This is a genomic window from Polaromonas sp. P3_B1 (genome assembly GCF_056402935.1).
Genome location: NZ_JBFUGK010000009.1, coordinates 1 through 22,594, shown reverse-complemented (window position 1 = coordinate 22,594; position 22,594 = coordinate 1). Strand labels below are relative to the sequence as shown.

Genomic DNA, 22,594 nt, shown 5'->3' with positions numbered 1-22,594 from the left:
GAACCTGAACCCCCCATGGAAACCGATCTGGCCGAATTCGAGGTCAAGAACCCCAACGACCGCCTTGTGATGCATGTGTTGTATGGCCTGCATACGCTGGCCTGGTTCAGCGGCGGCGTGTTCGCGGTGATCGCCGTGATCGTCAACTACATACGCCGTGCCGACGAGTCCGATGCGCTGTACATCGACCACCACAACTACATGATCCGCACCTTCTGGTGGACGCTGGGCTGGCTGGTGCTGCTGTCGCCACTGTGGCTGCTGTTGGTGCTGCCGGGCTTCATTGCCTATGGCGTCGTGTGGATCTGGTACTTGTACCGCTGCGTGCGGGGCTGGATGCGCTTCAACAGCCACCGCCCGACTTGAGCCCTTTCAAACCGACCAAGCCATGAGCCACTCAGACAACTGCATTTTCTGCAAAATCGCCGCGGGCGCCATTCCCAGCCGCAAGGTGTATGAAGACGACGAATTGTTCGCCTTCCACGACATCAACCCCTGGGCACCCGTGCATTTTTTGATCATCCCCAAGGACCATATCCCGTCCATGGCGCAGGTGGGGCCCGAACATGCGGCGCTGATGGGCCGCATGATGGTGCTGGCCCCCAAGCTGGCGATGGAGCAGGGCTGCAACCCCTACCCGGCCGGCGGTTACCGCATCGTGACCAACACCGGCGCGGAGGGCGGGCAGGAGGTGCACCACTTGCATTTCCACGTGATCGGCGGTCCGCGTCCCTGGTTGAAGGGTTAAGAGCCACAGGGAACCCCGGGCCGCGCTGGCACACTAACCCGGTAGGCCAATGTGTGTAATTCGTGTCCTGGCAGGCCGGGCCTTTAGAATCAAGCCAGTTCCGTGTAAACCGGCAATTCCGCATTTACCTGCACTTACACATCTCAATTCCAGACTAGGAGTAAATCATGGGTGGACTTTCCATTTGGCACTGGTTGATCGTGCTGTTGATCGTGGTGATGGTTTTCGGCACCAAAAAGCTCAAAAACATGGGCAGCGACCTCGGCGGCGCGGTCAAGGGCTTCAAGGACGGCATGAAGGACGGCAACCAGCCTCCCGCCGAAACTCCGGTGCCGCCCGCCAGTGTCACGAACGCTCAAGCTTCGGACAAGACGACGATCGACGTCGAAGCCCGCCAAAAATCCTGATCCGGCCTGACACCCCGTGATTGATCTCGGCATTTCCAAAATGGCGCTGATAGGCGCCGTGGCGCTGATCGTCATCGGTCCGGAAAAATTGCCGCGCGTGGCACGCACCGTGGGCACGCTGCTGGGCAAGGCGCAGCGCTATGTGGCAGACGTCAAAAACGAGGTCAACCGCTCCATGGAACTGGATGAACTCAAGAAGATGAAGGAAACCGTCGAGGGCGCGGCCCGGGATGTCGAGAACTCCATCCAGACCAACGCCAGCGATTTTGAAAAATCCTGGGCCGAGGCTACGGGCGATTCCTCCTCTTCAGCCGGCCTTCCCGGCATGGAAATCTTCCCCGAATATAAGCACCCGAAAAAGAAGTGGCGCCTCAAACAAGGTGCGACGCCCCAGTGGTACAAGGCCCGTACCGGCGTGCGCACCCGCGCGCAGTCGGGCGCGGCGCGTGTGGCGCGGTTCCGCCCGCAGCCGGGCCGCCTGTCTTGAGCTTTCCTGCTGATCTTTTGCTTTTGTTCCTTGCGCACTTCCCGGCGCCATCCATACAGCGCAAACTTCCGTCATGAGCGATCCCAATACCGACAAGCCCGACGAACTCGCGGGTACCGAGCAGCCTTTTGTGCAGCATCTCATGGAGCTGCGCGACCGGATGATCAGGGCGGTGATCGCCATTGGCGTCGCGGCGGCCGTGCTGGCCTTTTATCCGGGGGCCAGTGCCCTGTATGACCTGATGGCCGCGCCGCTGGTGGCAACCCTGCCCGAGGGCTCCAAACTGATCGCCATCAGCGTGATCACCCCCTTTGTGGTGCCGATCAAGATTTTGTTCATGGCGGCCTTCATGATCGCGCTGCCGGTGGTGCTTTACCAGGTGTGGGCCTTTGTCGCGCCCGGCCTTTATTCGCACGAGAAAAAACTCGTCATGCCGCTGGTGATTTCGAGCACCGTGCTGTTTTTTGTCGGCGTGGCTTTCTGTTATTTCGTCGTGTTCGGCCAGGTCTTCCACTTCATCCAGAGTTTTGCGCCCAAGTCCATCATCGCCACGCCGGACATCGAGGAATACCTGAGTTTTGTGCTCGGCATGTTCCTGGCCTTCGGGCTGGCCTTTGAGGTGCCCATCGCGGTGATCCTGCTGGTGCGCATGGGTGTACTCAGCGTGGCCCAGCTACGCGAATACCGCGGTTACTTCTGGGTGGCCGCGGCCGTCGGCACCGCATTGGTGACGCCGCCTGATGCGGGTTCCATGATCATGTTGCTGGGCGTGGTCGGCGGGCTCTATGAGGTGGGCATCGTCGCCGCGCAGCTGTTCGTCAAGCACACCAAAAAGCCTGAAGACGACAGCGAGGCCGAAGCGGCCAAGCCCTGAGCCTCGGCTGCCTGATTCCTAGCGCTGCTGCACCTTGGGCCGCTGGCGCTTGCCGGGCGTGACGGCAATTTCGGTTTGTTTGTCCTTGCGCAGCACCGTCAGCGGTGTGGGAGTGCCGGGCTTGAGGGCCGCCACGGCGGTTAGCAGCTGGCTCACGTTGCGCACGCTCTTGCCGTCCACCGCGGTGATCACGTCGCCGGGTTGTATGCCGGCTTGCGCGGCCGGGCCGTTTTGCAGCACACCGGTGATGATGACGCCGCCGTCGCTGGCCGCCGCGGGCTTGAGGCCAAAGGTCTCGGCCAGTTCAGGGTTGAGGTCCTGCGGCTCCACACCTATCCAGCCGCGCGTTACCTGACCGTCCTTCACGATGCCGTCGAGCACCTGCTTGGCGGTGGACACCGGAATGGCGAAGCCTATGCCCATGGAGCCGCCCGAGCGCGAGTAGATCGCGGTGTTGATGCCCATGAGGTGGCCGTTCACGTCGACCAGCGCGCCGCCCGAATTGCCGGGGTTGATGGCCGCGTCGGTCTGGATGAAGTTTTCAAAAGTATTGATGCCCAGCTGGTTTCGCCCCAGTGCGCTGACGATGCCCCCGGTGACGGTCTGGCCCACGCCGAAGGGGTTGCCGATGGCCAGCACGGGGTCGCCCACCTGCAGTGCGTCGGAATTGCCCAGCACGATGACCGGAAGCTTGTCCAGGTCGATCTTGAGGATGGCGAGGTCGGTGTCGGGATCCGTGCCTATGACCTGGGCCTTGGCCTTGCGCGTGTCGTTGAGAATGACTTCGATGTCGTCGGCGCCCTCGACGACATGGTTGTTGGTCAGGATGTAGCCGCTGGCGCTGATGATGACGCCGCTGCCCAGGCCGCCCTGCGGCTCGTTCGGGCTCTGGTCGCCGAAGAAGAACTTGAACCAGGGGTCTTCGGCATGCGGGTTCCTGGCCGCGGCCTTGCTCGTGTTGATGCTGACGACGGCTGCGGACGCCGTTTTGGCTGCCGAGGCAAAACCGCCGGCGGCTCCCGGGCTGCGCGGCGCACTGCCGGCCGGCGCTTCGATCACCGAGACACCGGGCGTGTTGCCGCGGTCCAGCCATTGCGGCTTGAGTGTGGCCACCACAAAGTACGCCGCCAGCAGGACGGTCACCGTTTGGGAAAAGAGAAGCCAGGTACGTTTCATGAAGCGATGGATGGCGGTGTGCGCGGCGGAATGAGGAAAAACCACTAGGGTGAGACCCTGCGGCGCTGGCTGGGTGGGGCGCGGCCGGGTGTTGAAGTTTATCGCTTTGGGTCCCGGGCCGCTGTAAGGAAGCATGCCGCTTTGCTCCGGTACCATGTTTTCGGGGGCTTCAAGCCGCCCGGGGATTCACAACCATAACGGAGGCGACAATCATGCATCAGTACTCAAGGCGGGCCTGGCTCGCGCGCGGCGCGGCCGCAATGGCGGCGGGTTCGGCGGGGCTGGCGGCGCCGGCCCTGGCCGCACCCACCACGACGAAATTCCCGGCGAGCCTGGTGGTGCAGGGTACTGCGCTGCAGCTCAACGGCGCCGGCACGCGCTTCAAGGCGATCTTCCAGGTCTACGACATGGCCATGTACACCAGCCGCAAGGTGACGTCGGCCGACGAGGCGATGAAGCTGGGCACGCCCATCCGCCTGTCTTTCGTGGCGCTGCGGGAGGTCTCGGGCACCGACCTCGGCCGTCTCTTTCTGCGCGGCATGGCCGACAACTCCACCCGCGATGCGGTGAGCCGCCATTCGGTGTCAAGCAACCGGCTGATCGACATCTTCTCGGGTCGCAGCAAGCTGATGCCCGGCGACTCCTTCGCGATGGAGTTTGTGCCGGGCAAAGGAACCAGCTTTTTCATCGTTGAGCAGCTCCAGGGCGCGCCGGTCGGCGACGCGGAGTTCTTCCGGATGGTGCTGGGCATCTGGCTGGGCGCCGCACCGGCCGACTTCATGCTGAAAGACGCGCTGCTGGGTATCGAGAAAAGCTGAACGCCCTGAGACAATGGGGGCATGAGCACCACCCGACAGGACTTGCTGCAGGCCTTTGACGCGCTTTTGCAGCCCGCGCGCTTCAAGGACTACGGCCCCAACGGCCTGCAGGTCGAGGGCCGGCCCGAGGTTCGCAAAATCGTTTCCGGCGTCACGGCCAGCCTGGCGCTGATCGAGGCGGCGGTGGCCGCGCGAGCCGACGCCATCTTTGTGCACCACGGCCTGTTCTGGCGCGGCCAGGACGGCCGCGTCACGGGCTGGATGAAGCAGCGCCTGGCACTGCTGCTGGCGCAGGACATCAACCTCTTTGCCTACCACCTGCCGCTGGATGCGCATCCCGAACTCGGCAACAACGCGCAGCTGGGCCTGCAACTGGGCCTGGCTGCGAGCGCACGCTTTGGCGAGCAGGATCTGGGCTTTATCGGCGGCCGAAGCGACGGCGGCCGGTTTGCCGACGCCGCCGCCCTGGCTGCGCATGTGCAGCAGGTGTTGAAGCGGCCTGTGGTCCAGGCTGGGCCCTCCCAAAAAGCCATCCACAACATCGCTTGGTGCACGGGTGGCGCGCAGGGCTACTTTGAGGCCGCGATCGCAGCGGGCGCGGATGCCTTTATCACGGGTGAGATTTCCGAGCCGCAAGCCCATTACGCGCGCGAAATGGGTGTGGCCTTTATCGCCTGCGGCCACCATGCATCGGAGCGTTATGGCGCGCCGGCCGTGGCGGGGCAGGTCGCGGCGCAACTGGGCCTGGCCCACGAGTTCATCGATATCGACAACCCGGCTTGAGCCTGTCTAAGCCGGCTTGTGGCGCGGCCGGGCCGTCCGGGGGGCTTTGGCGGCGTTTTTGGCTGGTTTGGACGAGGACTTGGGCCGTGAAGGCGTGGCCGGCACCGCGTTACGCAGGGCTCCCCAGTTGGAGCCCAGGTCGGCATGCTCGACCGGAACGGCGGTGCGGCTCTCCGGGTCCAGCAAGGCCGCGCGGGAGCGCATTGCGCGCGCGGCCTGCGCCACCGACTGTGCTTCGTGCAGCAACTGGTCCACGTCCTTGCCCGCCGCCGACAGGTGAACAATGCCGACCGCGATGTCGGGTGAAATCCGTATGCGGCGCCCGTCCAGCGAACGCAAGTCCAGGGGACGGCGCAGGCTGGAGGCCACACGCAGGCCCAGCGTGCGTATCCAGCGCGGTGAATGCATGGTCTCCAGCAGCACCATAAAACAGCGGTCGTAGTAGCGGCCGGCCGGATTGACGGTCCCGGTGTGGCGCTGCATGCGTCGCGCCAGCTGGATGTAGAGGTCGTTGAGGCCGGCCTGGCCGATCAAGGGCACCAGGCGCTCCGGCTCAAACAGCAGCACGGCCATCAGGGCGCCGTCGCGCCGCGTGCGCTGGCGGCGGCTCTGCGCCCGGATGATCTTCTGGATCATGGCCACGCCGTCGTAAAGCTGGGTGATGGGGTCGCGGCGCGAGACCTCGCCATCCATCATTTGCCGGGTCTGGTGGTTGCGCAGCCACAGCATCGCCGCGGTGATGACCACACTCAGCAGGGCCGCCAGAGCCACGCCGGCCTGCAGCAGCAGCGGCGGCCGGCTGGTGTTCAGTGCCAGTCCGTAGAGGCCGATTTGCGCCGGCAGGGTCAGCAGGCAACCCAGGGCCAGGCCCCAGGCCATCCTGTCGCCCAGCTGCGTGGCGCGCACCGAAAGCCAGAGCACCACGGACAGGTTGGCAATCGCCAGCGCCCCCGAAACCGGCAGGCGCCATTCAGGGGCGAGCACCAGGCACAGCGGCATGCCGGCCAGGCACACCACGGTCATTGCCAGCAGGCTGACTTTCATCACGTGGTCGCGTTGGTGGGCCGACAGCCATTTGCTGGCGCCGTAGCTGCCCATGGCTGCACACAGCGGCCCGACGAGGAGTTGCGCCGTGGCCAGCTCGTCGTGCGCGACCGGCCAGAGGGCGCCCGGCAGCCCGCTCAGCAGCAGGACGACTGCCCAGCACAGGGCCAGGTAAGCCAGCGTTTGCGAGGCGGCGCGCGTGCGGCTGTAAAGGGCGTCGGCCAGGGCCAGCAGGACCACCAGGCCGAGCGCGCCGGCGGACGCGCTCCAGAGCATCATCTCGGCCCCGGACATCAGGGGATAGGCGGCTGCATTCATGGCCGGCTCAGCGCTGTGCAAGGGCCTGCCGGCCGCTGCGCTGTGGTTTGCGCCAAAATACCGCAAGAATGCATCTGCCCGAACCCCTCGTGTTTTTTGGCCTGTCGCGGTCTTATGCCGACCGCAGGCCTACCCATTTTTTCGCGATTATGGTCCGTCCGCCCGCGAAATGCACTGTCCCCCTGGAAATTGTCCCCACGCCGCGAGAGGAGCTCCGTGGCTAAGCCGCTGCTCATCACCATGGGCGATGCGGCCGGCATAGGGCCGGAAATCATCGCCAAGGCTTTTTGCGAGGCGCCGGCCGAGCTGGCCGGCTGCGCCGTGGTGGGGGATGTGGCCACTTTGCGCCGCGCTGCCGCGCTGGTGGCTTCCCCGCTGGCATTGCCGGTGGCGCAACTGGCCAGCCTGGCCGGGCTGCACGGCGTGCCCCCGCAGTGCATTCCGGTGCTGCAGCAATGCGCGCTGCCGGGCCTGGTGCCTTATGGAGAGGTCAGCGGCGTGGCCGGCCAGGCCGCGGCCGACTGCATCGTCTGGGCGGCGCGCCGCGTGCTGGCCGATGAGGCCGCGGCGCTGGTCACCGCGCCCATCCACAAGGAGGCCCTGGCAGCGGCTGGCGGCTGGGCGGCGGCGTTTCCGGGCCACACCGAAATGTTGCAGGCCGAGGCGGCCGCTTTTCTGGGCAAGCCTGTGAGCGAGGTGCCGGTGCGCATGATGCTGGCCAATGACGAGTTGCGCACGGTGCTGGTCAGCATTCACATGTCGCTCAGGCTGGCCATCGAGGCCGTCACCGTGGGCAATGTGCGGCAAACCCTGCGCATCACGCACGATGCCGTGGGCGCAGCCCTGGGGCGTGCGCCGCGCATCGCTGTGGCGGGGCTCAATCCCCATGCCGGCGAAGGCGGGCTGTTCGGCAGCGAAGAGCAGACCATCATCGCCCCGGCCATCGCCGCGGCACGCGCCGAGGGCCTGGATGTGAGCGGCCCCTTCGCACCCGATACCGTGTTCATGCGGGCCCGCGAGGCTATTGGCAAGCGCGGTGAATTTGATGTGGTGGTCGCGATGTACCACGACCAGGGGCTGATTCCGGTCAAGTACCTGGGGGTGGAGCAGGGCGTCAACGTCACGCTGGGCTTGCCGCTGGTACGCACCAGCCCCGATCACGGGACGGCCTTCGACATCGCAGGCAGCGGGCGCGCCGACGCGTCCAGCCTGCTGGCCGCCGTGCGCATGGCGCGCAGGCTTGCGGCGCGGTGAAGGGCGCGAGAATTTAAGCGAAATCGGCCCTGGCTGCTATTAATTAGATAGCAATCGACCATGCGTTTGCAAGCGGGGGCCGCGGTCTGGCTTTGCCAGCCGCCAGGCGCCGTCCCCTGCAGGGGAGAGGCCCGCTACACGAAGTGAGCGGGCAACAGGGGGGTGCTTATTTCTTGAGGCTGTCGCGTATCTCGCGCAGCAGCGCAATGTCTTCAGGCGGTGCGGCGGGAGCGGGCGCCGGCTGGTCGCGCTTGAGCCGGTTGATCTGCTTGACCATCAGGAAAATGATGAAGGCCAGGATGATGAAGTTGACAGCGACGGTGATGAAGTTGCCGTAGGCGAAGACCGGCACGCCCGCCTTCTTCAGCGCGTCCAGCGTGGTGGCCGTGCCGGGCGGCACTGTCCCCAGCACCACAAAGAGGTTGGAAAAATCCAGCTTGCCGAAGAGGGCGCCGACCAGGGGAAGGATCAGGTCGCTGACGACCGAGTCCACGATCTTGCCGAAGGCCGCGCCGATGATCACGCCGACGGCCAGGTCGATCACGTTGCCCTTGACGGCAAATTCCTTGAATTCCTGCACCATTCCCATGAAGTTTCTCCTCTTGTTTTGGACAAAACATTATCAAGGCTGGGCCTGCCGCTGCGGCCCGCGCGCGGGCCCGGCTTGAAACAAAGTATGTGCAATCCGGCCTGTGCTCAAAAAACAGGCAAACTCCCGGCCTTGGGGATGGCCCGGGCCACCGGGATGCGGCCCCTCGCCTTGAAAAACGATATCGCGCTCCGCTACAATCGCGGGTTGACCCCACTATGCCTATTTCAAGCCAGTTCTTGAAGGACTCTCATGACCCAAGCAAGCGAAGCAAGCGTGAATGGCGCGCCCCACGGCGCTCCCGTAGACAAAGATAAAAGAAACTGGCTGGTGACCACCTGTGCGGTGGGCGGCGCAGGCGCCATCGCCACCGCTGTTCCCTTTGTCAGCACGTTCCAGCCCTCCGAAAAAGCCAAAGCCGCCGGCGCCGCCGTCGAAGTCGATATTTCCGACGTCAAGCCCGGTGAAAAAATCACGGTGGAATGGCGCGGCAAGCCGGTCTGGATCATCAAGCGCACGCCCGCGCAGCTCGCCGAGCTCCCCAAGGTCGATGCCTTGCTGGCCGACCCCAAGTCCGAGCGCAAGCCCGACGAACTGACCCCCGTTTATGCCCGCAACGAAAACCGCTCCATCAAGCCTGAAACGCTGGTGGTGGTTGGTATTTGCTCGCACCTGGGTTGCTCGCCTTCCGACAAGTTCCAGCCCGGCGCCCAGCCTTCGCTGCCCGACAACTGGGCCGGCGGCTTCCTGTGCCCCTGCCATGGCTCGACCTTCGACATGGCCGGCCGCGTCTACAAGAACAAGCCCGCACCGGACAACCTCGAAGTTCCTCCGCATATGTACCTGTCAGACACCCGGTTGCTGATTGGTGAAGACAAGAAGGCCTGAAGGCGCTTCATTTCCAAGCTCCTTCACAAGACCCTGTAGCCAGCGCCAGATACACGCCGAAACCTAGACGCGCGTATCCGGCGCTTGCCAAAGAACCCCACCGAACCAGGATCAGTTATGGCTGAATTCAAAGAAATTTCCCCCGATGCCCCGCTCGCCGCAAAGGCGATGAACTGGGTCGACAACCGGTTTCCCGCCAGCAAGCTCTACAAGGAGCACATGAGCGAGTACTACGCTCCGAAGAACTTCAACTTCTGGTACATCTTCGGCTCGCTGGCCATGCTGGTGCTGGTCATCCAGATCGTGACCGGCATTTTCCTGACGATGAACTACAAGCCTGATGCCGCCCTGGCATTCGGCTCGGTTGAGTACATCATGCGCGACGTGCCCTGGGGCTGGCTGATCCGCTACATGCACTCGACRGGCGCTTCCGCCTTCTTCGTGGTGGTCTACCTGCACATGTTTCGCGGCCTGCTCTACGGCAGCTACCGCAAGCCACGCGAGCTGGTCTGGATTTTCGGCTGCGCCATTTTCCTGTGCCTGATGGCCGAGGCCTTCATGGGCTACCTGCTGCCGTGGGGCCAGATGAGCTACTGGGGCGCCCAGGTGATCGTCAACCTGTTCGCCGCGATTCCTTTTATCGGCCCGGACCTGGCGCTGCTGATCCGCGGTGACTACGTGGTGGGCGATGCCACCCTGAACCGCTTCTTCGCGTTCCACGTGATCGCCGTGCCGCTGGTGCTGCTGGGCCTGGTGGCAGCGCACATCATCGCGCTGCATGAAGTCGGCTCCAACAACCCCGACGGCGTCGAAATCAAGGGTCCGAATGCGCCCAAGGACGCGCAGGGCCACCCGCTGGACGGCATCCCCTTCCATCCGTATTACACGGTGCACGACATTTTCGGCGTGAGCGTCTTCCTGATGATCTTCTCGGCGATCATCTTCTTCGCTCCCGAGTTCGGCGGCTATTTCCTCGAATACAACAACTTTATCCCGGCCGATCCGCTGAAGACGCCGGCGCACATCGCCCCGGTCTGGTACTTCACGCCTTACTACTCCATGCTGCGCGCCATCACCAGCGAGATGCTTTATGCGCTGATCGCCTGCGTGGTCGTTGCGGCCGGTTTCAGCGTCGTGAAATTCCGCATGCCGGTGGTGCTGAAGGCGGTCATCGTCGGCGCAGCCGTCGTGGGCTCGGCCCTGTTGCTGTCCATCGACGCCAAGTTCTGGGGTGTGGTCGTGATGGGCGGTGCCGTGGTGATCCTGTTCTTCCTGCCCTGGCTCGATCACAGCCCGGTCAAGTCGATCCGCTATCGTCCAGACTGGCACAAATACCTCTACGGCATTTTTGTCATCAACTTCCTGGTGCTGGGCTACCTCGGTGTTCAGCCGCCGTCGCCTGTCGGTGAGCGCGTCTCCCAGGTCGGCACGCTGTTTTACTTTGGCTTCTTCATCCTGATGCCGTGGTGGAGCCGTGTCGGCACCCCCAAAACACCGCCGGACCGTCCTGTTTTCCACGGTCACTGAGAGTTGGAGATAAAAACGATGAAAAAATTTATTTTTGCCCTGATCACCGCCTTTGGCCTGGCGGCCGGCGCACAGGCCTCCGAAGGCGGCATTGCCTGGGATAAAGCCCCCGACCGGACCAACGACCTGGGCTCCCTGCARAACGGCGCCAAGCTGTTCGTCAACTATTGCCTGAACTGCCACTCCGCTTCTTTCATGCGCTTCAACCGCCTGAAAGACATCGGCCTGACCGACAAGGAAATCAAGGACAACCTGCTGTTCACCACTGAAAAAGTGGGCGACACCATGAAAGCCGCGATTGACCCGAAACAGGCCAAGGAATGGTTCGGCGGCAATCCTCCCGACCTGACCGTGATCGCACGCTCGCGTGCCGGCCACGGCGGCACCGGCGCCGATTACCTCTACACCTACCTGCGCACTTACTACCGCGACGAAACCAAGGCGACGGGCTGGAACAACCTGGCCTTTCCGAGCGTGGCAATGCCTCATGTGCTGTGGGAACTGCAGGGCGCGCGCGAGCCTCAGTACGATTACAAGGAAGAGCACGGCCACAAAGTCCCGGTCTTCAAGGGCTGGAAGCAAATCACTCCCGGCACCATGACGCCGCTGCAATATGACCAAGCCATGGGTGACCTCGTGGGTTACCTGCAGTGGATGGGCGAGCCGGCCCAGAACACCCGCATTCGCGTCGGCGTCTGGGTGCTGATTTTCCTTCTCGGCTTGACCTTCGTCGCCTGGCGCCTGAATGCGGCGTTCTGGAAAGACGTCAAGTAATTTTCTCGCCGGGACCTGGCTCCCGGCACCTTCTGGAGTGGATGCTTTTTAGATGTATCCACTCCTTTGCATTTAGGAGTTCCGCACCATGATGGTCCTTTATTCAGGCACGACCTGCCCCTTCTCGCACCGCTGCCGCTTTGTGCTGTTTGAAAAAGGCATGGACTTCGAAATCCGCGACGTCGATCTGTACAACAAGCCCGAAGACATCAACGTGATGAATCCCTACGGCCAGGTGCCCATCCTGGTCGAGCGCGACCTGATCCTGTATGAGTCGAACATCATCAACGAATACATCGACGAGCGCTTTCCGCATCCGCAACTGATGCCCGGCGACCCGGTTGATCGCGCTCGCGTCCGCCTCTTTTTGCTGAACTTCGAAAAAGAGCTGTTCGTCCACGTCAGCACGCTCGAATCGCGCGCGTCCAAGGGCAACGAAAAGGCCCTGGAAAAGGCCCGCTCGCACATCCGCGACCGGCTGACGCAGCTTGCGCCCATCTTCCTGAAGAACAAGTTCATGCTGGGCGACAACTTCTCCATGCTGGACGTGGCGATCGCTCCCTTGCTGTGGCGCCTGGATTACTACGACATCGATTTGTCGAAGAATGCCGCCCCGCTGCTCAAGTACGCTGAACGCATTTTTTCGCGTCCGGCTTACATTGAAGCACTGACGCCATCCGAAAAAGTGATGCGGAAATAATCCACGGATTCGATTTCCCGGACAAGCAGCTTGGCTGAATTCATGAACGCCCTGGATGCCACGTCGACGCGACCCTATCTGATAAGGGCGCTCTATGAATGGTGCACCGACAACGGTTTCACGCCTTATGTGGCCGTTTCGGTGGATGACTCCGTGCAGGTGCCGCGCGAGTATGTGAAAAACAATGAGATCGTGCTCAACATCAGCTTTGATGCGACCTCGTCGCTCAAGCTGGGCAATGATTTCATCGAGTTCAAGGCCCGTTTTGCCGGCAGCGCCCGGGAGATCATGGTGCCTATCAGCCATGTGATCGCCATCTACGCGCGTGAAAACGGCCAAGGCATGGCATTCCCCATGGCGGCCCCCGCAGCCGCGGGTCCGGTGCCCGTTTCGGAAGAGGGAATCGACGCCGGCCCCACGGTCGCTGCGGCGTCGCCAGCTTCCGCGCCGGTGCAGCACAGCGCGGCGGATGGGCCCGAGGGCAAGATCATGCAGCTGGTGCCCGACAGCGCTGCGTCCGATGCGGAAGACGGCGGCCCGGATAGCCCCGAGCCACCCAAGCCGCCGCGTGCGCGGCCTTCGCTGAAACGGGTCAAGTAAAATACCCCCGTGCCGCTTTAGCTCAGTTGGTAGAGCAACCGCCTTGTAAGCGGTAGGTCGTCAGTTCGATTCCGACAAGCGGCACCATTTCCTCAATCCTTGCCTTCCCCATGCAACATGGGTACCATACGCTACCAATTTCGTAGCGAACCAGCAGGCAAGGCGTTATCTTTATGCCCTCTTGCCGTTATTGGTGGTGCTGGCTATTACTTTTTGCTTATTAGAATTTTGAGGCGGATTGAGGTAACCTTCCAACCCTTGCCTATAAGGCGGGCTTGGATCAAGGGGAGTAGTTGCCGGATTTTGGCGGCCGCTGCGTTGCCGCTGACCAGCAGGCACCAGGTTTCGCCGTCGATAGGCCCAGCCTGAACCGCCGGGCGCAGTGCTTCGGGCAGCAGCGATTCAATGGCCTTGAGTCTGTCGCTGGACTCCCGGACAAGTTCGGTCAACCGCGCCAGGGAGGGGGAATTCCCGGCGGCCTGGTAAGCAGAGAGCGCCTGCGGAAGGCGCCGGTCGGAAGTCATGATGTACGGTGCGCGGCCTGATGAGCGCGAGCTTTTAAAGAGGTAGACAAGTGCATTTGATTATCACGGATGCGTGGCTGGCGAAAAGCCGGGCCATTTACTTAAGCGGGACAAAACTGGTTCTTGCGGGCTTTGTCGCCGCACTGGCGCTCATGCTTGTAGCGGCAGGCCTCTACCACTGGGTGTTTCTCAAGGGCGCTCGCGAAGGCTGGCCGGTCGTAGGCTCGCTGGTCAAGCTGATGGTCAAGGATGAATTCGACCAGCGTGACCGGTTCATGCGAGAAAACCTCGACGTGATGGCCAAGCGGGTCGGCGAAATGCAGGCCAAGATGATGCAGCTTGAAGCACTCGGCGAGCGGGTATCGGGCCTTGCAGGCGTCAATCCCAACGACATCAAGGTCACGCCCGGCCGCGGTGGTGCGCTGGTGGCGGGCCCCTCACTCACGATGCAAGAGTTGCAGGCCACTCTGGCGGACCTGGATAAACTCACCGACCAGCGTGTCGACCTCATGACCGTGATGGAGTCGCGCCTGTTTGACCAGAAGATCAAGAAAATGATGGTTCCTACGCAGGAGCCTGTCGCCGGGGGCAACCTCGGCTCGCCTTTCGGCTGGCGTATAGACCCGTTGAACGGCCGTTCAGCGCTGCACACCGGGCTCGATTTTCCGTCCGAACCGGGCACGGCCATCCTGGCCGCAGCGGGCGGCGTTGTCGTCACGCAGGAATACCACCCGGCTTACGGCAATATGGTGGAAGTCGATCACGGCAATGAACTCGTCACGCGTTATGCCCACGCCTCACGCGTGCTGGTCAAAAAGGGCGACCTGGTCAAGCGCGGGCAGAAGATCGCGGAAGTCGGCACCACAGGCCGGTCGACAGGTCCACACCTGCATTTTGAGGTGCTGGTCCAGGGCGTTTTCCAGGATCCGCAGAAGTTCCTGACCGCAGGGCAAAAGCTGCCTGGGCCCATGGTGGCCTCCGCAGGCGCGCGACCTCCGGCTGCCACGCCTTCGCAGGCCCCGCAACCGCCACGCCCTCACTGAGCGGGTGAAACTGCCATGCCTGTGCATGGCTTTTGGCACCCGATGACGGTTTTATCCCGGACAGCCATGCTGCCCCCTTCGCAGCGCTAAAATCAGAAGTTTGGGCCCAGTTGAACTCACTGATGGCGCCCACACCTAGGTTCCGTACTCAATAAGGGATTTCGGCCGCATTGCCAGCTCATGGGGAGCGGTCAAGGCGGCCTCGCATTTATGGCTTCCAACATCCTGACCAAAATTTTCGGCAGCCGCAACGACAGGCTGCTCAAAACTTACCGCAAAACCGTAGAACGCATCAATGCGCTGGAGACCCAGTACGAGAAGCTCGACGACGACCAGCTTCGCGCCAAAACCCAGGAGTTCAAGGACCGGGTAGCTGCGGGCGAAGAACTCGATGCGATTCTTCCCGAGGCATTCGCGGTGGTTCGGGAAGGCAGCAAGCGCGTCATGAAGATGCGCCACTTCGACGTGCAGATGCTGGGCGGCATGTCGTTGCACAACGGCAAGATCTCCGAAATGCGCACGGGTGAGGGCAAGACCCTGACGGCTACGCTGCCGGTGTACCTCAATGCCTTGACCGGCAAGGGCGTGCACGTGGTGACGGTCAACGACTACCTGGCCAGCCGCGACGCGCGCTGGATGGGCAAGCTCTACAACTTCCTGGGCCTGACGGTGGGCATCAACCTGCCCAATATGTCGCGCGAGGAAAAGCAGGCGGCCTACGGCTCCGACATCACCTACGGCACCAACAACGAATACGGTTTCGACTACCTGCGCGACAACATGGTCTACGAAGTGGCGGACCGCGTGCAGCGCGGCCTGAACTACGCGATCGTCGACGAGGTGGACTCCATCCTGATCGACGAAGCGCGCACGCCGCTCATCATCAGCGGCCAGGCCGAAGACCACACTGAGATGTACCTGGCGATGAACAAGGTCGTCCCCATGCTGACGCGCCAGGAGGGCGAGGCCGACCCGCGCACCGGCGAAGGTGTGACCAAGCCCGGCGACTTCACCATCGACGAGAAGAGCCACCAGGTGTTCCTGACCGAGCAAGGCCATGAGAACGCCGAGCGCCTGCTGTTCAACCTGGGCCTGATCCCCGAGGGCGCCACGCTGTACGACCCGGCCAACATTTCGCTGATGCATCACCTGTATGCGGCGCTGCGTGCCAACCTCCTGTACCACCGCGACCAGCATTACGTGGTGCAGGACGGTGAAGTCGTGATCGTTGATGAGTTCACCGGCCGCCTCATGTCGGGCCGGCGCTGGAGCGATGGATTGCACCAGGCCGTCGAAGCCAAGGAAGGCGTGCAGATCCAGGCCGAGAACCAGACCCTGGCCTCCATCACCTTCCAGAACTATTTCCGCCTCTATACCAAGCTGTCCGGCATGACCGGAACCGCCGACACCGAGGCTTACGAGTTCCAGGAGATTTACGGCCTCGAAACCACGGTGATCCCGCCCAATCGCGTGAGCCGCCGCGACGACCAGCTCGACCGCGTCTACAAAACGACGCGCGAAAAATACGAAGCCGCCATCAAGGACATCCGCGAATGCTACGAGCGCGGCCAACCCGTGCTGGTCGGCACGACCTCCATCGAAAATTCCGAAATCATCGACCAGCTGCTGGTCAAGGAAAACCTGCCGCACCAGGTGCTCAACGCCAAGCAGCATGCCCGCGAAGCCGACATCATCGCCCAGGCGGGGCGTCCGAAGATGATCACCATCGCCACCAACATGGCCGGCCGCGGCACGGACATCGTGCTGGGCGGCAATGTTGAAAAGCTGATCGAAGCCATTGAAGCCGACGAGGCACTGGATGCCGCCGCGAAAGAGGCGGAAATCGCCCGCCTGCGCGCGGTATGGAAGCAGGAACATGAACAGGTCACCGGATTGGGCGGCTTGCGCATCATCGCGACCGAGCGCCACGAATCGCGCCGTATCGACAACCAGCTGCGCGGTCGTTCCGGTCGCCAGGGCGACCCCGGTTCGTCGCGCTTTTACCTGAGCCTGGATGACCCGCTGATGCGCATCTTCGCGGGCGACCGCGTCAAGGCCATCATGGAGCGGCTCAAGATGCCCGACGGCGAGGCAATCGAGGCGGGCATTGTGACCCGCAGCATCGAATCGGCCCAGCGCAAGGTCGAGGCGCGCAACTTCGACATCCGCAAACAGCTGCTCGAATACGACGACGTCGCCAACGACCAGCGCAAGGTGATCTACCAGCAGCGAAACGACATCATGGACGCCGCCAGCCTGCAGGCGCAGATCGCCTCGCTGCGCGAAGGTTGTTTCACCGACCTGGCGCGGCAGTATGTGCCCGCTGAAAGCGTTGAAGAGCAGTGGGACATCGCAAGCCTTGAAAACGTGTTGCGTGAAGAATGGCAGATTGAACTGCCGCTGCGCAAGGAAGTGGAAGCCGCCACGGCCATCACCGATGAAGAAGTGGTCGAGAAGGTCATCGCGGCCGCCAACGCCGCCTTCGCCGACAAGGTTGAAAAAATCGGCGAGGAAAACTTTACGCAGTTCGAGCGCGTGGTCCTGCTGCAGAGCATCGACAGCCATTGGCGCGAGCACTTGAGCGCCCTCGACTACCTGCGTCAGGGCATACACCTGCGTGGCTATGCCCAGAAGCAGCCCAAGCAGGAATACAAGCGCGAGGCTTTCGAACTCTTCGGCCAGCTCCTCGACAGCGTGAAGAACGAAGTTACCAAGGTCCTGATGACGGTCAAGATCCAGTCGGGCGAACAGCTCGAACAGGCGGCCGAGGAAATGGAAAGCCGCGCTGAAAACATCGCCAACGTCACCTACACGGCGCCCACCGAAACCGGCGGCGTGGAAACGACGGTGGATGAGGAGTCCCAGCGCCGCGCACCGGCCGTGCCGGTCGGCGACGTGCCCCGCGTGGGCCGCAACGACCCGTGCCCTTGCGGCTCGGGTAAAAAATACAAGAACTGCCACGGCCAGTTGAATTGAGCGCCGGCCCGAACTGAACGTTTTCCAAGCCCCCCCACTGGTTTTCCGGAGTCAACACATGCCCGTCAATCTGGTCGCCACGCCCGCCGCGGACCTCCACCCTGTTCCCGGCGTGCGCTGGGGCATCACTGAAGCGGGCATACGCAAGGCCAATCGCAAGGACCTGTCCGTGCTATTGCTCGACGAGGGCGCGTCGGTAGGGGCGGTCTTCACGCAGAACCGCTTTTGCGCGGCGCCCGTGCAGATCTGCCGCGAACACCTCGCGAAAAACGGCGGCATGACGGCGGGCATACGTGCCATGGTCATCAACACCGGCAATGCCAATGCCGGCACCGGCGACGACGGCCTGAGCCGCGCGCACGCCACTTGCATCGCGCTGGCCCGCCTGCTGGAACTCGCGCCCGAGCAGGTCCTGCCCTTTTCCACCGGCGTGATCATGGAGCCGCTGCCCAACGACCGCATTGCGGCGGGCCTGCCGGCCGCGCTGGCCGACGCGAAGGAAAACAACTGGGGCAATGCGGCCGAAGCCATCATGACCACCGACACCGTAGCCAAGGCGTTTTCCAAACGCATCAAGATCGCGGGCGCTGAAGTCACCATCACCGGCATCAGCAAGGGCGCCGGCATGATACGGCCGAATATGGCCACCATGCTGGGTTTCATGGCGACCGATGCCTGCGTGGCCCAGCCGCTCATGGCCCAACTGGCCAGGGAGCTGGCTGAGGGTTCGTTCAATCGTGTGACGGTGGACGGCGACACCTCGACCAACGACTCCTTTGTGGTGGTCGCCACCAACAAGGCCGCTCACGCGCCCGTGACCTCGCTGGACAGTGCCGACGGCAAGGCTTTGCGCGCCGCCATGATGGATATCGCCCGGCAACTGGCGCAGGCCATCGTGCGCGACGGCGAAGGCGCCACCAAGTTCATGACCATCCAGGTCGAAGGTGGCAAGACCGGCGAGGAATGCCGCAAGGTGGCTTACGCGATCGCCCATTCGCCGCTGGTGAAAACCGCCTTCTTCGCCAGCGACCCCAACCTCGGCCGTATTCTCGCGGCCGTCGGTTATGCCGGCATCGATGACCTGGACCAGACCAAAATCGACTTGTACCTCGATGAGGTGCTGGTGGCCAAGAACGGCGGCCGCCATCCCGGCTACGTTGAAGCCGACGGCCAGCGCGTGATGAAACAAAGCGAGATCACGGTGCGCGTGGTCCTGGGCCGCGGCACGGCAAGCGACACCGTCTGGACCTGCGATTTCTCCTACGACTACGTCAAGATCAACGCCGACTACAGAAGCTGAGCCTTGCATGAACGAGCAGTTTGAGCGCCTGATCGCCCGCGTCGAATCCCTGATGGCGCGGATCGAATCCGTGCTGCCGCAGCCGTTAGCCGCGCCGGACTGGACCGCTTCGATCGCCTACCGCTACCGCAAGCGCAGCTCCGGTCACGGCTCGCTGGAGCCGGTGCGGCACATCGGCAACATGCGCCTGGGCGACCTCAAGGAAATCGAGGACCAGAAGGAGAAGATCAGGCGCAACACAGAGCAGTTCGTGCTGGGCAAGCCCGCCAACAACGTGCTGCTGACGGGCGCGCGCGGCACCGGCAAGTCCTCGCTGATCAAGGCTTGCCTGAACGAATATGCGTCGCGCGGCCTGCGCCTGATTGAAGTCGACAAGGCCGACCTGACCGACCTGCCGGACATCGTCGACGTGGTGTCCGGCCTGCCCGAGAAATTCATCGTCTTTTGTGACGACCTGAGCTTTGAGGAGGGCGAGCCGGGCTACAAGGCCCTCAAGTCCATCCTGGATGGTTCGGTCGCGGCGGCCACGCCCAATGTGCTGATCTACGCCACCAGCAACCGGCGCCACCTGCTGCCCGAGTACATGACGGAGAACCTTACCTATACCCACGGGGACGATGGCGAGGTGCATCCCGGGGAGGTGGTCGAAGAGAAGATTTCGCTGTCCGAACGCTTCGGCCTCTGGGTCAGTTTTTACCCTTTCAGCCAGGACGAATACCTGACCATCGTCGCGCAGTGGTTGTCGTCCTTCGGCGTGGGCCAGGATGCGATTGCCGCGGCAAAACCGGCGTCCTTGGTTTGGGCGCTGGAGCGCGGTTCGCGCAGCGGCCGCGTGGCCTACCAGTTTGCCCGCGACTACGCCGGCCGCGACACGGCCAGCCGGCCTGTGGCGGCGGCGCCCATTGCGGCCTACGAGCGGCCGGGCGCTGCCGCCGCTGCGTCGCCTGAGCAGGCCGACCAGGCCCCAGACCACTCGACATGAGCGTGCTGGTCGCCGACGGTGAACGGCCGCGCGAGGGCGGCGCGGACCGCAAGGTGGTCGATGTCGCGGTGGGCGTGCTGGTCCGCCCTGACGGCGATTTCCTGCTGACATCCCGCCCGCCCGGCAAGGTCTACGAAGGCTACTGGGAATTTCCGGGCGGCAAGCTGGAGCAGGGCGAAAGCGTCGAAGCCGCGCTGCGCCGCGAACTGCAGGAAGAAATCGGCGTGACCATAGGCACGGTCCATCCCTGGAAGGTCGAGATGGTCGACTACCCGCATGCGCTGGTGCGCCTGAACTTCTGCAAGGTGTTCGAGTGGACCGGCGAACTGCAAATGCATGAAGGCCAGTCTTTTGCCTGGCAATCGTTGCCGGTCAGCGTGCAGCCCGTCTTGCCGGGCACGGTCCCGGTGCTGGCCTGGTTTGCCGAGGAGCGCGGTTTCGCCGGCGCGCCCTGCTGATTTTTTACTGCCTCCTCAGGGCCGCTTAGCCGGCAAATACCCAATTCTTGCTGGCACCCAGCACCGCATCGGGGTAGGGCGACTTCCCGCGTGAGCCGTTGTAACGTCCCAGGCCCATGAAGAGATCGCCGCGTTCCCTGTCCAGGTAGTGGCGCAAAATCACGCAGCCAAAGCGCAGGTTGGTCTGCATGTGGAAGAGCTTGCCGGGGTCACCGTCCCCGATCACGCGCGTCCAGAAGGGCATGACCTGCATGTAGCCGCGCGCTCCCACGTTGCTGACCGCGAACTTGCGGAAGTTGCTCTCGACCTGGATCAGGCCCAGCACCAGCGTGGTGTCCAGGCCGGCGCGTTTGCTTTCATACCAGACGGTTTGCAAAAATTCCTTGCGAACCTGGAATTCCGGCTTTTTCTTTTTGAGGCGATCGCCCATGGCGCCCAGCCAGCGCAGGTAAGCCAGCCGGCTCTCCGTGTCTTTGAATTCCGGAACGGGAGGCGCCTGGTTGGCGACGGCCGAACTGAGTGCTGTGCGCACAGAATCAACCAGCGGTTCTTCGACCTGCGCACCGGCATGCGCCTGCTGTGCCATCAGCAACGGGCTGAGCGCAATCGGCAGGGCCTGCAGGCAACTTCGCCGGGAGAGTCCTTGCGCCTTTGCCGGTACGGTGCTGGATGCGGACATGGTCAATGAACGCACGGGAACCATGGAAGCGTCAAAGCGCCAGCTTTCCCTTGAGAAAGTCGAAGGCGGTTGCTGCGTCAATCTTGCTGGAAGCTGCATCGCGGCGGTGCTGGTATTCGAGCTGGCCGTCCTTGAGGCCGCGGTCGCCGATGGTAACGCGATGCGGCACGCCTATCAGTTCCCAGTCGGCAAACATGGCGCCGGGCCGCTCGCCCCGGTCGTCCAGGATCACGTCCACGCCGGCCGCGAGCAACTCGCCGTAGAGTTTGTTGGCAGCCGCGTCGACCTCAGGGAAGCGGTCAGGGCTGATGGGGCACAGCACGACGGTAAAGGGAGCGATGGCGTCGGGCCAGATGATGCCGCGCTCGTCGTGGTTCTGTTCAATCGCCGCAGCCGGCAGGCGTGTGATGCCGATGCCGTAGCAACCCATCTCCATGAATTGCGGTTTGCCGTTCTCGCCCAGGAAGGTGGCGTTCATGGCCCGGCTGTATTTGGTGCCGAGGTAGAAAACGTGGCCGATTTCGATGCCCCGCTCAATCGCCAGCGCGCCTTTGCCGTCCGGCGATGGGTCGCCCGCCACCACGTTGCGGAGGTCGACCACCAGTTCGGGTTCGGGCAGGTCGCGGCCCCAGTTGACGCCGGTGAAGTGAAAGTCGACTTCGTTGGCGCCGCATACCCAGTCGGCCAGCGCGGCGGCTTCGCGGTCCACCACCAGCTTGACCGGTTTGAGCATGTTCAACGGGCCGAGGTAGCCCGGCTTGCAGCCGAAATGCTCTTCAATCTCGGGCAGGGTCGCGAAGCGGAAATCCGCCAGGCCCGGCACCTTGCCGACCTTGACTTCATTCATTTCGTGGTCGCCGCGCAGCAGCAGCAGCCAGACCTGTGATTTGACGACCTTGCCCGCATCGTCGAGTTCGTCGGTGGCCAGCACCAGTGATTTGACGGTGGTGTCCAGCGGGATGCCCAACAGTTCGGCCACGGCGGCGCAGGTGGCCTTGCCGGGTGTCGGTGTTTTGGCCATGGCCTTCGATGCCGGCTTGCGCGCGCCCTGGGGCGGCAGCGCCTCGGCTTTTTCCATGTTGGCGGCGTAGTCGCTGCCGGGGCAGTAGACGATGGCGTCTTCGCCCGTCGCGGCGATCACCTGGAATTCCTCGCTCAGGTCGCCGCCTATGGCGCCGCTGTCGGCGGCCACCGCGCGGTAGCTCAGGCCGAAGCGGTCGAAAATCTTGCGGTACGCCGCCGCCATGGCCTGGTAGCTGGCCTTGGCGCCGGCCTGGTCGCGGTCGAAGCTGTAGGCGTCCTTCATGATGAACTCGCGTCCGCGCATCAGGCCAAAGCGCGGCCGGCGTTCGTCGCGGAATTTGGTCTGGATCTGGTACAGGTTCTTGGGCAGCTGCTTGTAGCTCTTGATGTCCTGGCGCATCACGTCGGTGACGACTTCTTCGCTGGTCGGCTGGACCACGAAGTCGCGGCCGTGGCGGTCCTTGATGCGCAGCAGCTCGGGGCCCATTTTTTCAAAGCGGCCGGTTTCCTGCCAGAGCTCGGCCGGCTGGATCACGGGCATGGTCATCTCCACGGCGCCGGCGCGGTTCATTTCCTCGCGCACGATGGCTTCAACCTTGCGAATCACACGCAGGCCCATGGG

General features: G+C 63.2%; 24 protein-coding genes and 1 tRNA gene. 19 read left to right on the top strand and 6 right to left on the bottom strand.

The features are described from left to right. The first annotated feature begins 15 nt into the window (after window positions 1-15). The 5 genes from AC1DXS_RS07190 to tatC all read left to right on the top strand — a co-directional run bounded on the left by AC1DXS_RS07190 (window position 16) and on the right by tatC (window position 2,516). The gene (locus tag AC1DXS_RS07190; protein WP_477736834.1) at window positions 16-366 is read left to right on the top strand and encodes a DUF4870 family protein; all 351 of its coding nucleotides are present in this window, start codon (window positions 16-18) and stop codon (window positions 364-366) included. 22 nt (window positions 367-388) lie between these two features. Next, window positions 389-748 carry a histidine triad nucleotide-binding protein gene (locus AC1DXS_RS07185; RefSeq protein ID WP_477736833.1) on the top strand — a complete coding sequence of 120 codons (360 nt, stop codon included), beginning with the start codon at window positions 389-391 and terminating at the stop codon, window positions 746-748. A 167-nt stretch (window positions 749-915) separates the two neighbouring features. After that, window positions 916-1,155 carry a Sec-independent protein translocase subunit TatA gene (gene tatA / locus AC1DXS_RS07180; RefSeq protein ID WP_477736832.1) on the top strand — a complete coding sequence of 80 codons (240 nt, stop codon included), beginning with the start codon at window positions 916-918 and terminating at the stop codon, window positions 1,153-1,155. A gap of 16 nt (window positions 1,156-1,171) precedes the next feature. After that, the gene (gene tatB / locus AC1DXS_RS07175) at window positions 1,172-1,642 is read left to right on the top strand and encodes a Sec-independent protein translocase protein TatB (RefSeq protein ID WP_477736831.1); all 471 of its coding nucleotides are present in this window, start codon (window positions 1,172-1,174) and stop codon (window positions 1,640-1,642) included. A 73-nt stretch (window positions 1,643-1,715) separates the two neighbouring features. Further along, window positions 1,716-2,516, top strand: a complete 801-nt coding sequence (tatC, locus tag AC1DXS_RS07170; protein ID WP_477736830.1) for a twin-arginine translocase subunit TatC — start codon at window positions 1,716-1,718, stop codon at window positions 2,514-2,516. Between the two features lie 18 nt (window positions 2,517-2,534). Here the strand turns inward: tatC and AC1DXS_RS07165 are convergent, their stop codons facing one another. Next, entirely contained in the window at window positions 2,535-3,692 is a 1,158-nt protein-coding gene (locus tag AC1DXS_RS07165; protein WP_477736829.1) for a S1C family serine protease, read from the bottom strand. Window positions 3,693-3,904: 212 nt separating this feature from the next. Here AC1DXS_RS07165 and AC1DXS_RS07160 point away from each other — a divergent pair, with 212 nt between their 5' ends. Then, complete coding sequence (locus AC1DXS_RS07160; RefSeq protein ID WP_477736828.1) at window positions 3,905-4,510, top strand: chalcone isomerase family protein; 606 nt, start codon at window positions 3,905-3,907, stop codon at window positions 4,508-4,510. 21 nt (window positions 4,511-4,531) lie between these two features. Further along, window positions 4,532-5,293, top strand: a complete 762-nt coding sequence (locus tag AC1DXS_RS07155) for a Nif3-like dinuclear metal center hexameric protein (RefSeq protein ID WP_477736827.1) — start codon at window positions 4,532-4,534, stop codon at window positions 5,291-5,293. Between the two features lie 6 nt (window positions 5,294-5,299). Here the strand turns inward: AC1DXS_RS07155 and AC1DXS_RS07150 are convergent, their stop codons facing one another. Next, window positions 5,300-6,655, bottom strand: coding sequence for a diguanylate cyclase domain-containing protein (locus AC1DXS_RS07150; protein ID WP_477736826.1), 1,356 nt, complete (start codon window positions 6,653-6,655; stop codon window positions 5,300-5,302). A 216-nt stretch (window positions 6,656-6,871) separates the two neighbouring features. On the opposite strand from AC1DXS_RS07150, the gene pdxA reads away from it, so the two are divergent. Beyond that, a complete protein-coding gene (pdxA, locus tag AC1DXS_RS07145) occupies window positions 6,872-7,909 on the top strand; it encodes a 4-hydroxythreonine-4-phosphate dehydrogenase PdxA (protein WP_477736825.1) in 1,038 nt (345 codons plus the stop codon). 166 nt (window positions 7,910-8,075) lie between these two features. Here pdxA and mscL read toward each other — a convergent pair whose 3' ends face one another. Continuing rightward, complete coding sequence (mscL, locus tag AC1DXS_RS07140; protein WP_477736824.1) at window positions 8,076-8,498, bottom strand: large conductance mechanosensitive channel protein MscL; 423 nt, start codon at window positions 8,496-8,498, stop codon at window positions 8,076-8,078. Between the two features lie 252 nt (window positions 8,499-8,750). On the opposite strand from mscL, the gene petA reads away from it, so the two are divergent. From petA to AC1DXS_RS07110, 6 genes are all read left to right on the top strand, one after another. Further along, complete coding sequence (petA, locus tag AC1DXS_RS07135) at window positions 8,751-9,386, top strand: ubiquinol-cytochrome c reductase iron-sulfur subunit (RefSeq protein WP_477661075.1); 636 nt, start codon at window positions 8,751-8,753, stop codon at window positions 9,384-9,386. Window positions 9,387-9,503: 117 nt separating this feature from the next. Then, the gene (locus AC1DXS_RS07130; protein ID WP_477736823.1) at window positions 9,504-10,913 is read left to right on the top strand and encodes a cytochrome b; all 1,410 of its coding nucleotides are present in this window, start codon (window positions 9,504-9,506) and stop codon (window positions 10,911-10,913) included. Window positions 10,914-10,931: 18 nt separating this feature from the next. Continuing rightward, a complete protein-coding gene (locus AC1DXS_RS07125; RefSeq protein WP_477736822.1) occupies window positions 10,932-11,687 on the top strand; it encodes a cytochrome c1 in 756 nt (251 codons plus the stop codon). An 88-nt stretch (window positions 11,688-11,775) separates the two neighbouring features. Then, the gene (locus AC1DXS_RS07120) at window positions 11,776-12,387 is read left to right on the top strand and encodes a glutathione S-transferase N-terminal domain-containing protein (protein ID WP_007868077.1); all 612 of its coding nucleotides are present in this window, start codon (window positions 11,776-11,778) and stop codon (window positions 12,385-12,387) included. A 42-nt stretch (window positions 12,388-12,429) separates the two neighbouring features. Next, window positions 12,430-12,987 carry a ClpXP protease specificity-enhancing factor gene (locus AC1DXS_RS07115; protein WP_477736821.1) on the top strand — a complete coding sequence of 186 codons (558 nt, stop codon included), beginning with the start codon at window positions 12,430-12,432 and terminating at the stop codon, window positions 12,985-12,987. Between the two features lie 11 nt (window positions 12,988-12,998). Continuing rightward, window positions 12,999-13,074 (top strand) — tRNA-Thr (locus AC1DXS_RS07110). Between the two features lie 119 nt (window positions 13,075-13,193). Here AC1DXS_RS07110 and AC1DXS_RS07105 read toward each other — a convergent pair. After that, on the bottom strand, window positions 13,194-13,511 hold the full coding sequence (locus AC1DXS_RS07105) for a hypothetical protein (protein ID WP_007868072.1): 318 nt from the start codon (window positions 13,509-13,511) through the stop codon (window positions 13,194-13,196). Window positions 13,512-13,561: 50 nt separating this feature from the next. Between AC1DXS_RS07105 and AC1DXS_RS07100 the strand changes: the two genes are divergently transcribed. The 5 genes from AC1DXS_RS07100 to AC1DXS_RS07080 all read left to right on the top strand — a co-directional run bounded on the left by AC1DXS_RS07100 (window position 13,562) and on the right by AC1DXS_RS07080 (window position 20,270). Continuing rightward, window positions 13,562-14,554, top strand: a complete 993-nt coding sequence (locus AC1DXS_RS07100; protein WP_477736820.1) for a M23 family metallopeptidase — start codon at window positions 13,562-13,564, stop codon at window positions 14,552-14,554. A 210-nt stretch (window positions 14,555-14,764) separates the two neighbouring features. Further along, on the top strand, window positions 14,765-17,530 hold the full coding sequence (secA, locus tag AC1DXS_RS07095; protein ID WP_477736819.1) for a preprotein translocase subunit SecA: 2,766 nt from the start codon (window positions 14,765-14,767) through the stop codon (window positions 17,528-17,530). 58 nt (window positions 17,531-17,588) lie between these two features. Next, on the top strand, window positions 17,589-18,830 hold the full coding sequence (argJ, locus tag AC1DXS_RS07090) for a bifunctional glutamate N-acetyltransferase/amino-acid acetyltransferase ArgJ (RefSeq protein WP_477736818.1): 1,242 nt from the start codon (window positions 17,589-17,591) through the stop codon (window positions 18,828-18,830). 7 nt (window positions 18,831-18,837) lie between these two features. Next, complete coding sequence (locus AC1DXS_RS07085) at window positions 18,838-19,812, top strand: ATP-binding protein (protein ID WP_477736817.1); 975 nt, start codon at window positions 18,838-18,840, stop codon at window positions 19,810-19,812. Further along, entirely contained in the window at window positions 19,809-20,270 is a 462-nt protein-coding gene (locus AC1DXS_RS07080; protein WP_477736816.1) for an NUDIX domain-containing protein, read from the top strand. The genes AC1DXS_RS07085 and AC1DXS_RS07080 overlap by 4 nt, the downstream gene beginning before the upstream one ends. Before the next feature lie 25 nt (window positions 20,271-20,295). Here AC1DXS_RS07080 and AC1DXS_RS07075 read toward each other — a convergent pair whose 3' ends face one another. Both AC1DXS_RS07075 and AC1DXS_RS07070 read right to left on the bottom strand, forming a co-directional pair. Further along, window positions 20,296-20,949, bottom strand: a complete 654-nt coding sequence (locus tag AC1DXS_RS07075) for a lytic transglycosylase domain-containing protein (protein ID WP_477736815.1) — start codon at window positions 20,947-20,949, stop codon at window positions 20,296-20,298. Window positions 20,950-20,980: 31 nt separating this feature from the next. Further along, the coding region (locus tag AC1DXS_RS07070) for a proline--tRNA ligase (RefSeq protein ID WP_477736814.1) at window positions 20,981-22,594 on the bottom strand (1,614 nt) is incomplete at its 5' end.

Bases quoted from the DNA above. Each gene is read 5' to 3' on its own strand.
- AC1DXS_RS07190 (WP_477736834.1), top strand. From the start codon at position 16: ATGGAAACCGATCTGGCCGAATTCGAGGTCAAGAACCCCAACGACCGC.
- AC1DXS_RS07185 (WP_477736833.1), top strand. From the start codon at position 389: ATGAGCCACTCAGACAACTGCATTTTCTGCAAAATCGCCGCGGGCGCC.
- tatA (WP_477736832.1), top strand. From the start codon at position 916: ATGGGTGGACTTTCCATTTGGCACTGGTTGATCGTGCTGTTGATCGTG.
- tatC (WP_477736830.1), top strand. From the start codon at position 1,716: ATGAGCGATCCCAATACCGACAAGCCCGACGAACTCGCGGGTACCGAG.
- AC1DXS_RS07165 (WP_477736829.1), bottom strand. From the start codon at position 3,692: ATGAAACGTACCTGGCTTCTCTTTTCCCAAACGGTGACCGTCCTGCTG.
- AC1DXS_RS07160 (WP_477736828.1), top strand. From the start codon at position 3,905: ATGCATCAGTACTCAAGGCGGGCCTGGCTCGCGCGCGGCGCGGCCGCA.
- AC1DXS_RS07155 (WP_477736827.1), top strand. From the start codon at position 4,532: ATGAGCACCACCCGACAGGACTTGCTGCAGGCCTTTGACGCGCTTTTG.
- AC1DXS_RS07150 (WP_477736826.1), bottom strand. From the start codon at position 6,655: ATGAATGCAGCCGCCTATCCCCTGATGTCCGGGGCCGAGATGATGCTC.
- mscL (WP_477736824.1), bottom strand. From the start codon at position 8,498: ATGGGAATGGTGCAGGAATTCAAGGAATTTGCCGTCAAGGGCAACGTG.
- petA (WP_477661075.1), top strand. From the start codon at position 8,751: ATGACCCAAGCAAGCGAAGCAAGCGTGAATGGCGCGCCCCACGGCGCT.
- AC1DXS_RS07120 (WP_007868077.1), top strand. From the start codon at position 11,776: ATGATGGTCCTTTATTCAGGCACGACCTGCCCCTTCTCGCACCGCTGC.
- AC1DXS_RS07115 (WP_477736821.1), top strand. From the start codon at position 12,430: ATGAACGCCCTGGATGCCACGTCGACGCGACCCTATCTGATAAGGGCG.
- AC1DXS_RS07105 (WP_007868072.1), bottom strand. From the start codon at position 13,511: ATGACTTCCGACCGGCGCCTTCCGCAGGCGCTCTCTGCTTACCAGGCC.
- secA (WP_477736819.1), top strand. From the start codon at position 14,765: ATGGCTTCCAACATCCTGACCAAAATTTTCGGCAGCCGCAACGACAGG.
- argJ (WP_477736818.1), top strand. From the start codon at position 17,589: ATGCCCGTCAATCTGGTCGCCACGCCCGCCGCGGACCTCCACCCTGTT.
- AC1DXS_RS07085 (WP_477736817.1), top strand. From the start codon at position 18,838: ATGAACGAGCAGTTTGAGCGCCTGATCGCCCGCGTCGAATCCCTGATG.
- AC1DXS_RS07080 (WP_477736816.1), top strand. From the start codon at position 19,809: ATGAGCGTGCTGGTCGCCGACGGTGAACGGCCGCGCGAGGGCGGCGCG.
- AC1DXS_RS07075 (WP_477736815.1), bottom strand. From the start codon at position 20,949: ATGTCCGCATCCAGCACCGTACCGGCAAAGGCGCAAGGACTCTCCCGG.